Raw genomic sequence first — 14,385 nt, forward strand, 5'->3', positions numbered from 1 at the left:
CGAAATAATTGGGGAGCGCGTTTTGAAAGAAAACATTCAGCAGATGCTCGATGATATTGAAGCCGAAGTGCGCTTGACGCGGCATTATATCGGTAAGAATGCCTTGGAAGAGCGGGTTATCGATGCGATGCGTGAAGTCCCGAGGCATTTGTTCGTGCCCGAGGAGTCTAGGCATTACGCCTATGCCAATGGTCCGGTACCGATCGGTTTGGGGCAGACGATATCGCAGCCATACATTGTCGCGCTGATGACCGATTTATTGGCTCCCAAGCCGAGCGACACGATATTGGAAATCGGTACCGGCTCCGGCTACCAAGCGGCTATCTTATCTCGGCTGGTCAAACAGGTATATACGGTTGAAATCGTCGAAACCTTGGCCGATAAAGCGAGGGAAAGACTTGCGGCCTACGGTTATCATAATATCGAAGTTCGTACCGGCGACGGATACCTCGGGTGGCCGGAACACGGTCCCTATGACGGCATCGTCGTTACCGCGGCCGCGCCTCATATCCCGCAGCCTTTGATCGATCAATTACGGAATGGCGCGCGCTTGGTGATTCCAGTTGGTCTTCCCTTTAATTATCAGGAATTGCTGGTCATAGAAAAAGACTCTCAAGGTAAAATCGATTCGCGTACGGTTTTGGGGGTTAGTTTTGTGCCCTTTACCGGTAAGCATATGGAATCGGCCCATCATCAATGGAGTCCGTAAACGATGCATCAAGCCGATTCTTCTCCAATACGACTCAAGCAAGGCGATGCGTTGATTGTGGTCGATGTTCAGAAAGATTTCTTGCCGGGCGGGGCGTTGGCGGTCGCTGGCGGTGATAAAATCATTCCGGTCGTCAATGCCTATATCGAGCGATTCATACGCAGTCACTTGCCGGTTTTCGTGACACGCGACTGGCATCCTAGCCATCATTGTTCATTCGCCGCGCAAGGTGGTCCTTGGCCGGTCCATTGCGTCGCCGGTTCGAAAGGCGCAGAGTTTGCCCCCAGCTTGTTACTCCCGGATACTGTCGTCCTTGTCTCCACAGGAGATACGGCTGAGGCGGAAGGCTACTCGGCATTTGAAAATCCGAAACTCGAAAGTCGATTAAATAACGCTTCGATACAGCGGTTGTTTGTGTGCGGCATCGCAACCGATTATTGCGTGTTGCAGACGGTTCGCGATGCGCTTAGGCTCGATTACCAGGTGTTTTTATTACACGATGCGCTGGCGGCAGTAAATATCCATCCTCAGGATGGGCTTGAAGCCGAACGAATAATGGCGGACGAAGGCGCCCATCTTATTACATTGGACGACTTGTCATGATTGCTAGCGACGCTTTATTGACCGACCTTTACCAATTGACGATGCTGCAAGGCTATTATCGGCACGCGATGACAGAGACCGCGGTGTTCGAGTTTTTTGTACGCAAGCTGCCGAAGAATCGAAGCTTTTTGGTTGCGGCAGGCCTGGAGCAAGTCCTCGATTTTCTCGAAAATCTGCGTTTTAGCGAAGCCGAAATCGATTGGCTTAGCACAACAGGACATTTCAAATCGGATTTTATCGATTATCTGGCCGGTTTGACCTTTACCGGGGATGTCGATGCGATGCCGGAAGGTACCGTGTTTTTTCCGAATGAACCGATTCTGAGAATTATTGCGCCGTTTCCCGAAGCACAATTGGTCGAGAGTCGTGTTATCAACTTGTTGCATTTTCAAACACTGATTGCATCGAAGGCCGCGCGTTCGGTTTTGATGGCTGGAGATAAGCTATTGGTCGATTTCGGTTTTCGGCGCGCGCATGGCGCCGAGGCCGGCGTTTTGGCGGCAAGAGCGAGTTATTTGGCCGGATTTAGCGGTACGGCAACGGTTTGCGCCGGCCGCGAATTCGGCATACCCCTTTACGGTACGATGGCGCATTCGTTCGTGCAGGCACACGACGACGAAAGCGAAGCCTTTCTCCGCTTTGCCGAAGCCAATCCTGATAATGTCGTATTATTGATCGATACCTACGATACCGAGGCCGGCGCGCAAAAAGTCGTTGCTCTCGCGCCCAAATTACAAGCGGCCGGCATAAGGATCAAGGGTGTGCGCTTAGATAGCGGCGATCTTGCCGAGCATGCGCATAACGTCAGGAGAATACTCGATGACGGCGGTTTGCGAAAAGTCACGATTTTTGCAAGCGGCGGCATCGACGAATATCAACTCGAAGCTTTTCGTTCGCGGCAAGCGCCGATCGACGGATACGGCATCGGCACGTATCTGGATACCTCGGCGGATGCCCCTTACATGGATTGTGCGTATAAATTGCAGGAATATGCCGGCGTGCCGAGACGCAAACGCTCTGAAGGCAAGGCGACTTGGCCGGGGCGAAAACAAGTGTATCGCCGCTTCGATCTTGACGGAATCATGATCGGCGATACAATCGCTGTAGACGATGAAATTTGCGACGGTAAACCGTTATTGCAGGCAGTAATGCAAAACGGTCGCCAGATTACCGGAATGCAGCGGCCGCTTGAGCGTATTCGACTCGAAACGCAAGACCAACTGCATACGCTGCCCGGTAAATTGAAGCTATTGACGCGCGAAGAAAATTATCCGGTCGTTATTTCAGATGCTCTCAAGCATCTTGCGCAACGTGTCGACGAAGGTTATTCATAAAGGTTATTTTTAACAATGAGCTCGCATGGTCAATCGCCTAATCCGCAAGGCAAAGGATTGCTCCCTGTGCTTGACGCTTTATATAGCGTTACCAGAGGTCTTAATGTCCCGGCCAAGCCTTTAAACCGGATTGCCGATGAGCTATTTACCTCGTTATTCGTGTTGAGTAGCGCCATTAAATTCAAACCAGTGCTTGGTCAATGTTATTGGCTTTATCGTAAGCCGGACGGCTACCGCTTATCATTGATCGCGCCGGAGCAATGGCCGGAGGCACAATCAGGGCTCTATGTCGGGCAATGCGAATTACAAAACGACCTGACTTGGTCGCTGGAGTTATCAGAGGGTTGTCTCGGTAATTCGGTTTTGATGGTCGAAATAGCAAGGCAACGCGAAGATTTCGACCGACAATTGCAAGTAGTTGACTGCATTGAGGATGCCTTGCCCACCTATAGCGAAACCTTGCCGTTTTATGCCCGGGTATTGGCTTCGGGGTTGGCCTGTTCGCTCGGGCAATCGATGTATAAACGCGGAATCACCGGCTTAAGTTACAATCAAATACAACGGCGCGAGATAGCAAATCTTTAAGTACTAAAAGGCGTTTTGGGCAGGTTAATAATGAATCCATTTCAACAGTTTATTAATTGTTTTCGTTGTTTGTAGGATATTGCAAGGCGGAGAGATTAAAGCCAAGGCCGCGTTGGCTTTGTTTTTTCGCGGCCTCGGCAAACAATGGAGTCGAGTTTCATAAGCGATAATGGTCAGGCCGGTTCAATTAACAACGGAAATTAGCGCTTAACCTGTCATAGGTTAAGGACGGCAATAGAGCGTTGTCTATTACTTCGATTATTTCTTCGCAGCCGATGATTTCATTGTCGTTTTCGAGAATATGATGGGCTAGTCGATTGATGGCATACCAATGGCTAGGGTCCTCGACAAAGCGGAATGCGGCCAAAAAAAGCTCGTTTAATTTTTTGCTACGTTTATCTTGAGTTGCTATTAAAGCTTCCAAATATTCGTCAACTCTTTCGAGATCGGAAGTGCCGCCATAATATCTCAGAGCTTCGACATTGACTAGGCGAGGATTGAAGGTTTCATTATCGCGTTCCGCGACATATTTCGCTTCAGCCAGTGGGCCGGCCAACAGATTGATGATGTCGGCTTCATAAGCTAGCTGATAGGCGTGACTTTCGTGATCGGAAAAATAGCCGCTGCTTTCGATTACCGAGAGAGGCAGGCTGTGAATCAGATTTCCACCCTCGACGGTAGCAACCCAATTAGAATGCGGTAGCTTTTTTAGACGGTCGGTTTCGGGTGTTGAGGCGCACAGGCCGCCGAATGTTATTTGGAAGTAAACAGGCGGTAGATTTTTTTGTCGGTTACACAAATAAATTGCCGCGGCATGCCCGGCTTCATGAAATGCGGTTTGTTGGACAAGTTGTCGGTGTTTTAATGGTATCGGTTCGTCTATTTGGTAATTTCGTTTCATGGTAATCCCCGAGTGGAAAGAATGCGATAACGCTATCGCATCATTGAGGAGTATCTTGAATAAGCTGAGGCGTTAAGAAGCGTATTTCAAGAGCCGGGGTCATTGTATTAGTACTAAGGTGCTAATTGAATGTGTCATATTGCCGCGCGACAATATGTCGCAGTTTTTGGCAAGGCTTTTGCTGATTTTTATTGGTTTGTCTAGCGTTTAGTCAAACTATCGTTCGCTGAGGTGTGATATTTTACGATGTTAATTTGTCTACAGGCATTGTAAATAAAGGAAGTTCACATAGCGAAGGATTGCAACAGCGTTGCTCTAGATCATTTGTTGACTGCAAACGATTGGGTGAGGGGTGTGTGGCATTTCACGCAAAATGCGGCAAATGCCCTAGTTTTTCAACTCGGCTGACTGCTGTTTGCTTGGGTCTCGGCACTAAATATACCTATCGCACTTCAAATTTCGGTATTAGCGTATGGAGGCGTCGGGGTGTTCGGTAAAGGCTTTGGGGCAGCATGGATTCTGTCATAGAGCCTACATGGACGTATTCACGGCGTCCTTTGATGGGCACCCCGACGCCGAAATTTGACTAGCAAAGGTTATATGTGGCAATTAATCGGATACAATTTGAATTGCCGTGCTTCGGCATGTCTAAGGTTAAAGTAAAAACTTTCCAAACGTCTATAAATCAAGTATCTATCTATCTATCTATCTATATCTATCGATGCGGTCATTTCAAATGAGTTACTGTGCATTTGCGGGTCTATTTTCGCTAAACCCTAGTCGATATCAGTGACCGACTCTTTGTCTGCCTTTCATCCGGTCGTGGCCGACTGGTTTATCGAGCGTTTCGGACAGCCGTCGGAAGCCCAAGTTCGTGCTTGGCCGGCGATTCAAAGCGGGGCGTCTACATTAATCGCCGCGCCGACAGGCTCCGGTAAAACCTTGGCCGCTTTTTTGGCCGTGATCGATCAATTGGTTAAGCAGGGTATCGAAGCGCCGTTGCCCGATGAAACGCGAATTTTATATATATCGCCGCTCAAGGCCTTATCGAACGACATTCATAAAAATCTGGAAGAACCGTTGACCGGTATCGGCATGGCGCTGCTCGAAGCGGCTTTGCCGGATATCGTGATCCGTGCCCAGGTCCGCACCGGCGATACCTCGCAAGCCGAACGCGCGACAATGAAACGTTTCCCGCCTCATATCCTGGTCACGACTCCGGAATCATTATATTTGTTGCTGACTTCGGAATCTGGCCGCGAGATGCTGAAATCGGTGCGTAGCGTCATCGTCGACGAGATACATGCCTTGGCTGGCAACAAACGCGGCGCACATCTCATGCTGTCACTGGAAAGGTTGACGCAGTTGACCGAAACAGAACCGGTCCGCATCGGTTTATCGGCAACGCAAAAACCGCTCGACGGCATCGCCCGTTATTTAATCGGCAACCGTGCCGAGCCTTGCACGATTATCGATACCGGCCATGTCCGTCGCCGCGATCTCCAAATCGAAGTGACCGGCTCGCCGCTCGAAGCAGTCATGGCCGGCGAAGTGTGGACCGAAATCTATGACCGTCTCGAACAATTGATCGTCGAACACAGCACCACGCTGATTTTCGTCAACACGCGGCGCCAAGCGGAACGCGTAGCAGCCGCGCTAGCCGAGCGGATCGGCGAAGAAGCCGTCACCTCGCATCACGGCAGTCTCGCGAAAGAGCATCGCCTGAATGCCGAACAACGTCTCAAACAAGGCCGGTTGAGAGCACTGGTCGCGACCGCCTCACTTGAACTCGGTATCGATATCGGCGATGTCGATCTGGTTTGTCAGTTGGGCTCGCCGCATTCGATATCGGCGTTTCTGCAGCGGGTCGGCCGTTCGGGTCACCGTTTGGGGGCTACGCCGAAAGGCCGATTGTTTCCGTTGTCGCGGGACGATTTGCTCGAATGCAGCGCTTTACTCTATGCGGTCGGACAGGATTTACTCGATACGATACTGATCCCCAAGCATCCCTTGGATGTTTTGGCCCAACAAATTGTCGCCGAAGTCGCTTGCCGCGAATGGCGCGAAACCGAACTGTATCAGGCTTTTCGCAGTGCCTGGCCGTACCGGGAATTGACCGAGATGCAATTTAGCGCAGTGGTCAAAATGCTCGCCGACGGATTTCATACGCGGCGCGGTCGGCGGGGCGCCTATCTGCACAGGGATGCCGTACACGGCATGCTGAGGCCCCGCAAAGGCGCGCGTTTGACCGCGTTGCTGAACGGCGGGGCGATACCGGATCTGTTCGATTACGACGTTATATTGCAGCCGGAAGGCCTTTTCGTCGGAACACTCAACGAAGACTTTGCATTCGAAAGCCTCCCAGGCGATATTTTTCAACTCGGCAATAATTCCTACCGATTGCTCAAGGTCGAGCAAGGCAAGGTCCATGTCGAGGACGCACATGGCCAGCCTCCGAATATTCCGTTTTGGTTCGGCGAAGCGCCGGGTCGCAGTAACGAATTATCCGAAGCGGTCTCAAGATTATCCGCAATGATCGACAGTCTTCTCGAACAAGGCGAGGGCGCGGCCTATCGTTATCTGATCGATTTAGCCTTGCCGCATGTCGCCGCCGAGCAGTTATCACAATATTTAGCTGCAGCTAAGGCTGCCTTGACGGTGTTACCGACACTCGAAACGATCGTGTTCGAACGCTTCTTCGACGAAACGCAAGACATGCATTTCGTGATTCATTCGCCTTACGGATCGAGGATCAACCGGGCTTGGGGACTGGCTCTCCGCAAACGCTTCTGCCGCAAATTCAATTTCGAATTACAGGCCGCCGCCAGCGAAGACAATATCGTTTTATCGCTCGGGCCGACGCACAGTTTTCCGCTTGTGGAACCGGCCGGCTATTTGAAAGCTTCGACCGTAAAAGAAGTCTTGGTTCAGGCCTTGTTGGCCGCGCCGATGTTTCCGACCCGTTGGCGCTGGGTGACCAATACCGCTCTCGCGGTGCCGCGTAACCGGGCCGGCAAAAGAGTTCCCGCACAATTTCAACGCAACAATGCCGAGGATTTGATCGCGGTGATTTTTCCCGATCAATTGGCTTGTTTCGAAAACATCGCCGGCGACCGCGAAATTCCCGATCACCCTCTGGTCAATCAAGCCTTGTGGGATTGTCTGCACGAATTGATGGACATCGACGGGCTCGAAGCGCTGTTGGATGGTATAGAAAGCGGGCGGATCAAAGTTGTCGCGCGGGATTTGAGCGCGCCGTCGCCGATGGCGCAGGAAATTCTGAATGCACGGCCTTACGCTTTTTTGGACGACGCGCCGGCCGAGGAAAGAAGGACCTTGGCGATTCAACAACGCCGCTTTGCTAACGCCGAAGAAGCCGCCGAAATCGGCAGGCTCGATCCGGCCGCGATCGAGCGCGTCCGGCTTGAAGCCTGGCCCGAAGCAAACACCGCCGACGAATTGCACGATGCGATGGTCGTGTTGAGTTTTATCGCTGAAAAAGAATGCACGCGCGAACAATACACTTTGTTCGAGCAACTGCAGCAGACCGGACGAGCGGCATTACTGGTGCTGCCGAACGGAAACCGCATTCTAACGGCCGCCGAACGCTTGCATGAGTTGCAGTTGCTGTTTCCGGGAATAGCGGTGCAGCCGACGATAGAAGCCGTGGACGCCGATCCCGAATTGACGGAGGATGCCGCGTTGCAAAACATCCTGCGTAGCCGATTGGAAGGTTTGGGCCCGGTTACGGCGAACAGTTTGGCCGATTCGCTGGGGCTATCGGCGCCACAGGTCGAACAGGCGCTTGCCGTATTGGAACAGCAAGGTTTTGCGATACAAGGCCGGTTCAGTCCCGATGCCGCGCAGACCGAATGGTGCGAGCGCGGACTGTTGGCTCGGATTCATCGCTACACGCTCAAACAATTACGCAACGAGATACAGCCGGTCGCGCAAGCCGACTTCATGCGCTTTCTGTTTCACTGGCACGGCCTGGACGAACCGCGAGAGGGCGAGGCGGCCTTGGAAAAAGTTTTGCTGCAATTGGAAGGCTGCAATTTGCCCGCCGCGGCATGGGAAGGCGATGTGCTGCCGAAACGCTTGAAACCCTATTTTGCATCGCAATTGGATACTTGCTGCAGCACCGGACGTTTCGTTTGGCTGCGACTGAAATTTAAAAGTGCCGCCAAAACGCCGAGGCCGGCCGGTAAAAGTACATCAATCGCGTTGCTCCCGAGAGCTCGTCTTTCCTCTTGGCGCGTCTATGCGCCCTTGCCGGATCATGACGCGATCGAGCTATCGAGCGGCGCGCAAAAAGTCCACGCGGTTTTGAAAAATTGGGGCGCCAGTTTTTTTCAGGAAATCAGCGATGAAACCGGTTTGTTGAATGCGCAATTATTTGAGGCGCTTGGCGAATTGGTCGCCGCAGGATTGATTACCGCCGACAGCTTTCAAGGCCTTCGAACGTTGATTCAAAGTAGCGCGATTCGGCAGCGCCGCAGCCGGCGTTATCCCGCGCACGATACCTCGGCGACAGCCGGCAGGTGGTCTTTGTTGCGGCCGGTGCAAGCCAGTGCGGATGCTTACGAGCCGGTCGAGCATATTGCGCGCGTTTTATTGAATCGCTACGGCGTGGTCTTCCGCAAATTACTCGATAACGAAGAAGGCATTCCTTCTTGGCGCGATTTGCTCTATGTCTATCGTCGTCTAGAAGCGCGCGGCGAAGTGCGCGGCGGCCGTTTCGTGCAAGGCCTGGCCGGCGAACACTTTGCTTTGCCGCAAGCGGTTTCGATGCTCCGAGATAGCCGCAAACAAGCGAAAACCGGCGAGTTGATAGCGATTAGTACCGTCGATCCGCTCAATTTGACCGGCATTATCGGTAGCGGCGACAGGGTTGGACCGCAGTCGGCCAATCGTTTGCTTTACCGAGACGGCGTATTGCTGGCGTCGTCGAAAAAAAACGACGTGGTTTTTGTCGAGACGGTTGAACCGGAGCAAGAATGGCAGTATAAAACCGCCTTACTGCGGAAATAAAAGATAGAACGAAAATTCAGAGTAAGTGTCTCTTTGGCTTCAGGCCCTTTTTTGCCTGTGCCCAGTCGATATTTATCTAACCGTTCAGGAGGTTGCGATGTCCGAGCAAGAAATCGATCTCTTTTTTCAGGAAATGGCCGATGTGGTTCCTCTGAAAGCACCCGTCAAAACCATTGTGAAAACCGCCCAGTCGGCAACACCCGGTCAGCAATACCGCAGGCAACAAGCGCAATATTCGAAAGAAGACATCAACGGCCCCCTATCGCTGGTACTCAGAAAACCACTGCCTGCCGATGCGTGGATTACCTACAAGCGCGATGGCATACAAGACGGCGTCTATAAAAATCTTAGACTCGGCAAATATCCGCTGGAAGCGACCTTGAATCTGTTCCGCAAAACGCCCTCCGAAGCCCGGGACGAATTACTGCAATTCGTGCACGAATGCCAAGACTGCAACATCCGTAGCGTTTTGCTCGTTTTCGGGCGAGGACGAAACACCGACGCCACATTGAAAAGTTATTTGGCGCAATGGTTGCCCGAAATGGAACAAGTACAAGCCAGCCACACCGCACTGAAACAACATGGCGGCGTCGCGGCCGTCTATGTGCTGTTGCGCAAGAGCGAACAGCGCCGAAGCGAAAACCGCGAACGCCACGCCGCGCGTTTAGGCGGGTAGTTACGCAAGTTCAACCGTGAAGCACATGAAGTATTTTATGAGATTACCTAAATATGCCAGCTAATTTTTCGGGTGAGTGAAAATTCTACACAAACGAATGACAAGCTATTGAATTAAAGTTTTATTTTTCCAAACGCGCCAAAATTTTTCGCGAAAGCTGAAATGGGGGCCGTCCGATTTCAGCAGCGAAAAATGACTTGGCGATTATTGCCTTCGGCGGCCCCGATTCGCCCTGCGTCCGTGCCAATACGCCGCATCATCGTATACTCGATGCGGATCCGTAGCACTCCCACAAATGGCTTTACACCGTGTCGCGATGCCTTGTGTTTTGCCTCCGCCTGCGCTATTCGCGCAGACTCCGGCAAAACACCCGGCGCTAAGGCTATCGGGGACTAAAAATCTTCACTTCGCTAACGCTCCGTTTCCAAGATTTTCAGCGATGGTCAATGCTTTTTATGGATTGAAACCTTTTTCCTTGACTCTAACCCAGGCGCCGGATTCCAGATGCAGCAGAAAGAGCTTGCCGATGTAATAGACAAGCAAACCCGAGACGGCAGGGCGTAGTAACAGCGAGCCGGTCGATATGGAAATGGGGGTGTAGCCTTTGACGTATTTGATTAGATAATGGCTAATCCAGTCATAATGGGCTCCGCCGAGTATCGCCGTGACGGTGATTTTGATTTGATGATCGGAAAAGGACAGGCCGTAAATTTTGCAGAGGTCGTCCATTAGTTTTGCCAGTAAGCCGCCGACTGCAATTTGGCCGGCTAGGGGACCGGGAATAAAGCCTATGCCGCTTGCGATCAAGGTATATTTATTGAGTACCCGTTGCGCCTTTGCTTTTTTTGCAGAGCGTTTTTTTCGGCGGGGGAGTTGGTTAGGTTTGTAAAGTGGAATTTTTTCGTTATCGGGAGTGTATTTTGCAGCCATTGTTTGTTCCTTCCGGGCTCGTTTTTTCAGCGACCTTGTTTTTCAGAGGCTCTTAAGCAGTGAAGAGTCTTTTGATGTCCTTTTTAACAGTTAACGCCAATGCTCTGCAACTTTGTAGATAAACGGCAGCAATTCCCAGTTTGAGCAGTTTCGCCGATTTTAGGGTGTGGGGTATGCCTGTCGAGGAACGCCGTAAACCCATCCATGGGGGCTTGCCGACATCCTCGCCAAGCATACCCCACACCCTTTTTGATCTCCAAATTGGGAATTGCTGAGATAAACGGAATCGGATTTGCCCGCCAAAAATGACGGCGTGTTGGGATCTGAATTGTCTGCGCCGAGCTTCGGCAAATTGTGGGAGCGCCTCTATGATCGCGACGGTCTAAATGTTCGCAGTAAGAAGCGGCATCCCCCAATTTTTAACGAATGGCGTTAAGCACTAAGCGCTAAGGCGCCTTTGTCCTGAGCGTCCTTGTTGCGGGCGGCCTGAGCCGGAATTTGCTCCGTTACCGCGGCGCGGTTTACTACGAGCGGGCTTCGCTGCTTGGCGCTCATTTGGCTTGCCGTTGTTGCGTTGACCGTTATTTCGGGCATCATTCCCGGCGCGAGGCGAGCGCTGCTGGCGTTGTTTGAAGACCGGTTCGGGTTTGATGGTCGGGTCAGGTTGGAAGCCTTCGATTTCGATTTTGTTAATGTCTCGTTTGATCAATCGTTCGATGTCGCGCAGAAAATCGTGTTCGTCGACGCAGACTAGCGATATGGCTTCTCCGGCATTGCCCGCTCGACCGGTACGGCCGATGCGATGAACATAATCTTCCGGAATATTGGGAAGTTCGTAATTGACGACATGCGGTAATTGGTCGATATCCAATCCGCGCGCTGCGATGTCTGTTGCAACCAAGGCACGTACCGCACCGCTTTTGAAGTCGGCCAATGCTTTTGTCCTTGCGGCTTGACTCTTATTGCCGTGAATAGCGGCCGAGCCGATTCCGTCGCGTTCTAGTTTTTCGGCGAGTTTGTTGGCGCCGTGTTTGGTACGCGTGAAGACCAACACCTGACGCCAGTCCTGGCTGCCGATTAGATGCGACAAGAGTTCTTGTTTACGGTTGCGGTCGACCGGATGAACCGTCTGAGCTACGGTTTCGACGGTCGTATTACGACGCGCGACTTCGATTTGCTCCGGTTTATGCAACAAGCTGTTAGCTAGTTGACGGATTTCATCGGAGAACGTTGCCGAAAAGAGTAGGTTTTGTCGGCCATCGTGACCGTTTGGCGGAAGCAACGCAAGAATTTTACGGATATCGCGAATAAAGCCCATGTCGAGCATGCGATCGGCTTCATCGAGTACAAGTATTTCCAATTGCGATAAATCAACAGTTTTCTGTGCTATATGATCGAGCAGACGACCCGGCGTCGCGATTAGGATATCCACGCCACGACGCAATTGCGCGATTTGCGGGTTGATACTGAGGCCGCCGAAGACTACCGCCGATTTTAGCGGTAAATATTTTCCGTAAGTATCGACGCTTTCGCCGACTTGAGCGGCGAGTTCGCGCGTAGGCGTTAGGATCAGTGCTCTTACCGCACGTCGATTACTTTTGGGTTTTTGGGTGTGCAGCAGGTGCAGCAAAGGTAATGTGAACCCCGCGGTTTTGCCGGTACCGGTTTGTGCACCGGCCAGAACGTCACGACCGTTGAGAATTGCGGGTATCGCTTGACGTTGAACAGGTGTTGGCGTGCTGTAGCCTTGTTCTGAGACAGCACGGACTAATTCGGCTGCTAGGCCGAGTTCGGAAAATAACATATTGGAAAATGCTCCTGGAATGGCCTACCCGGGAATGCCCTGGGTCAGTCTAGGCGGGATTCGCATAAAGTGAAGAAAATCGAAGTGTACCGGGGAGGTGACCGCGAGGTACGGCGCAGACTGAAGTGCGCCGGAATTAGCGGCATTGTAACAGACCTGTTGTTATTAAGCCGTTTTATTTAGGGTTATTTTTTGCTTGGGCGCTTTTTGTGTGGTGTCGGTTGAAATTATTGGGTGTCCGGTTTATCAGAAACTCTACTCATCGTAGATGAAAATTCGGCCTCGGGGTGCCCGTCAAAGGACGCCGTAAATACGTCCATGTAGGCTCTATGCCAGCTCCATGCTGCCGACATCCTCGCCAAGCACACCCCACACCCTTTTTGATCCCCAAATTGGGAATTGCTGGAGTTTTTTCCTAAGTTTCCCTAGAAAGAGTGAACAACATATAATGCTCAGCTGAATGCATCCATTTTATTTTATACCCTTTGAGTCATGACAACCGGCAATCTCTATATCATTTCCGCACCTTCTGGAGCTGGTAAAACCAGTTTGGTTAAACAGTTAACGGAGGAGCTCGACAAATTGACCGTTTCGATTTCCCATACGACGAGGCAACAACGTCCCGGAGAAGTCGACGGGCAGGATTATTTTTTTGTTTCGGTCGACGAGTTTAAGACAATGCTTTCCGAGCAGGCATTTCTTGAACATGCTCAGGTGTTCGATAACTATTATGGAACCGCTCGTCGGACCGTTGAGGAAAGTCTTAATCAAGGGATCGATGTGATACTCGAAATCGATTGGCAAGGGGCGCAACAAATTAAAAAAATACTGCCGGATTGTATTGCTATTTTTATTTTACCTCCTTCGGTTAGCGTATTGGAGCAGCGCTTGCGTAATCGAGGACAGGATAGCGAAGAAACAATAGCTCGGCGCATGCGCGATGCGGTGACGGAAATGAGCCATTACGGCGAATACGATTATTTGATTGTCAATGATGTATTCGAATGCGCACTGAATTCGTTAATAAGTATCGTCGTTTCACATCGTTTCCATATCGATAAACAAAAGGAAGCATTGCAGAGTCTGTTACAGGAGCTATTGAGCCGGGAGTAAAAAATGATAAGCCCCGGATGAATTGCCGGAAACCTTTTGTAAGTTGACAGTTATGGTTCAAATGGCATTTCTGCGACTTCCAGTGTTTTGCGGCGCCTATCGCCTTTTCTTCGGTCTGCAAATGTAATATCGGAATGGTTTTTTCTGATCCGAGGATCGTTTTGCCAGCAACGGTGAAAATACTCGCGCACGATAATCATTTTGCCGTTAATCGGTTGTTTGTTGAGTTGTTTTATCGCTCTTGCTCCGGCCGAATCGGGTTCGATTCTGACTAGCCCGTGATATTCATTGGTATTGCGAGTACTGTCTCTTATTTGTAATATTTTTATCGTGTTAATGTAGCCTTTTTTGGCAAAAAATCTCCCGTTAAGTGCCGGCTCGATGAATGATTTTATTTCAAATTTGTTGGTGTCAGACGGAATTCTTCTCATAAAAATAATCATGACAGTACCACGTGTTATTTGTTATTTTGAAACGATTCAATTATTTAATAGTGTATTTCAAACATTTGAAATAATTATACCTTTCGCACTTCAAATTTCGGCAATACCAGAGGAGGCGTCGGGGTGTTCGACAAAGGCTTTGCCAGCATGGAGCTGGCATAGAGCCTACAGGGACGTATTCACGGCGTCCTTTGACGGACACCCCGGCGCCGAATTTTGATATACGATGAGTATAAGTAAGGAATACGCACAAAAT

Annotated in this window: 11 protein-coding genes; 7 read left to right on the forward strand and 4 right to left on the reverse strand. The window is 50.9% G+C overall.

Annotated features, from left to right (window positions below):
* The first annotated feature begins 22 nt into the window (after positions 1-22).
* The 4 genes from EQU24_RS02305 to EQU24_RS02320 are packed head-to-tail and all read left to right on the forward strand — an operon-like array spanning position 23 to position 3,231.
* Positions 23-709 (forward strand): protein-L-isoaspartate(D-aspartate) O-methyltransferase, encoded by a 687-nt coding sequence (locus tag EQU24_RS02305; RefSeq protein WP_017841048.1) that lies wholly within the window; start codon positions 23-25, stop codon positions 707-709.
* 3 nt (positions 710-712) lie between these two features.
* The gene (locus EQU24_RS02310) at positions 713-1,312 is read left to right on the forward strand and encodes an isochorismatase family protein (RefSeq protein ID WP_017841047.1); all 600 of its coding nucleotides are present in this window, start codon (positions 713-715) and stop codon (positions 1,310-1,312) included.
* Entirely contained in the window at positions 1,309-2,646 is a 1,338-nt protein-coding gene (locus EQU24_RS02315; RefSeq protein WP_017841046.1) for a nicotinate phosphoribosyltransferase, read from the forward strand. The genes EQU24_RS02310 and EQU24_RS02315 overlap by 4 nt, the downstream gene beginning before the upstream one ends.
* A gap of 15 nt (positions 2,647-2,661) precedes the next feature.
* Positions 2,662-3,231, forward strand: coding sequence for a DUF2452 domain-containing protein (locus tag EQU24_RS02320; RefSeq protein ID WP_014146873.1), 570 nt, complete (start codon positions 2,662-2,664; stop codon positions 3,229-3,231).
* Positions 3,232-3,418: 187 nt separating this feature from the next.
* Here the strand turns inward: EQU24_RS02320 and EQU24_RS02325 are convergent, their stop codons facing one another.
* Positions 3,419-4,132, reverse strand: a complete 714-nt coding sequence (locus EQU24_RS02325; protein WP_017841045.1) for a hypothetical protein — start codon at positions 4,130-4,132, stop codon at positions 3,419-3,421.
* Positions 4,133-4,921: 789 nt separating this feature from the next.
* Between EQU24_RS02325 and EQU24_RS02330 the strand changes: the two genes are divergently transcribed.
* Both EQU24_RS02330 and smrA read left to right on the forward strand, forming a co-directional pair.
* The gene (locus EQU24_RS02330) at positions 4,922-9,163 is read left to right on the forward strand and encodes a DEAD/DEAH box helicase (RefSeq protein ID WP_017841044.1); all 4,242 of its coding nucleotides are present in this window, start codon (positions 4,922-4,924) and stop codon (positions 9,161-9,163) included.
* Between the two features lie 97 nt (positions 9,164-9,260).
* Positions 9,261-9,839, forward strand: coding sequence for a DNA endonuclease SmrA (smrA, locus tag EQU24_RS02335; RefSeq protein WP_017841043.1), 579 nt, complete (start codon positions 9,261-9,263; stop codon positions 9,837-9,839).
* A gap of 453 nt (positions 9,840-10,292) precedes the next feature.
* Here smrA and EQU24_RS02340 read toward each other — a convergent pair whose 3' ends face one another.
* Together EQU24_RS02340 and EQU24_RS02350 are read right to left on the reverse strand one after the other, a co-directional pair.
* Positions 10,293-10,769 (reverse strand): hypothetical protein, encoded by a 477-nt coding sequence (locus tag EQU24_RS02340; protein ID WP_017841042.1) that lies wholly within the window; start codon positions 10,767-10,769, stop codon positions 10,293-10,295.
* Positions 10,770-11,208: 439 nt separating this feature from the next.
* Positions 11,209-12,573 (reverse strand): DEAD/DEAH box helicase, encoded by a 1,365-nt coding sequence (locus EQU24_RS02350; protein WP_017841040.1) that lies wholly within the window; start codon positions 12,571-12,573, stop codon positions 11,209-11,211.
* 492 nt (positions 12,574-13,065) lie between these two features.
* Between EQU24_RS02350 and gmk the strand changes: the two genes are divergently transcribed.
* A complete protein-coding gene (gene gmk, locus EQU24_RS02355) occupies positions 13,066-13,686 on the forward strand; it encodes a guanylate kinase (RefSeq protein ID WP_017841039.1) in 621 nt (206 codons plus the stop codon).
* A gap of 50 nt (positions 13,687-13,736) precedes the next feature.
* Here the strand turns inward: gmk and EQU24_RS02360 are convergent, their stop codons facing one another.
* Entirely contained in the window at positions 13,737-14,129 is a 393-nt protein-coding gene (locus EQU24_RS02360; protein WP_017841038.1) for an RNA recognition motif domain-containing protein, read from the reverse strand.
* Positions 14,130-14,385 lie beyond the last annotated feature (256 nt).

Origin of the sequence: Methylotuvimicrobium buryatense (genome assembly GCF_005931095.1) — a bacterium.
Lineage (GTDB): Bacteria > Pseudomonadota > Gammaproteobacteria > Methylococcales > Methylomonadaceae > Methylotuvimicrobium > Methylotuvimicrobium buryatense.